This window comes from Bradyrhizobium sp. UFLA05-112 (assembly GCF_053572325.1).
In genome coordinates this window covers 1-536 of record NZ_JBANBK010000232.1, presented here as the reverse complement: position 1 = coordinate 536, position 536 = coordinate 1, and the positions used below count along the sequence as shown (strand labels likewise).

Below are 536 nucleotides of genomic sequence, written 5' to 3'. Positions count from 1 at the left end.
TGCCGCCCAGGCAGAGCAAAGCTACGAGCGCTTGGTGACGCAATGGAAACCACGGCGGCCAAAACCCGGCGCGCGGGCGCCTCAGCTCGGCGGGACAAAATAGGGCAGCCTGGTGGCGCTTGCAGCCGAGGCGCCACGCTTCGCCACGAGGTCGCCCGCGCCCGCCAAGGATAATCCCGCCTGACGGCAAGTGCCAGCCAGGAATGCAGTCCCGTTCCACGCCAGCATGCCGCCGTGCTCGGGCCGGTCAAGGCCAAGCCTTGCGGTGGCCGCAAACGAGCCAGCCTTGACCGCCCCTGCGCGCGGCGGCTGCGAGATCGGTGGCCGGGACGGAAGAATGGCCCGCGGCGCAGCCGAACAAAAGAATGGACGTACGCGATTCTGCAATCGTCATCTCGGTCATGAAAAAATCGCTTGTCCATCTCATCCGTGGTCCGCAGGTGCTTCCAATGCTCGGCCGGAAGTCGTAGAAGGCCAGCAGCGCGTATCGATCCTTACTGAGGCAGTCGGCCGCCTTCTCGTATTTGGGCGTGTAG

Annotated in this window: 1 pseudogene; it reads right to left on the bottom strand. The window is 65.1% G+C overall.

Annotated features, from left to right (window positions below):
* Positions 1-407: 407 nt before the first annotated feature.
* Positions 408-536: pseudogene (locus SO180_RS42525) on the bottom strand (IS256 family transposase); the annotation flags it as partial.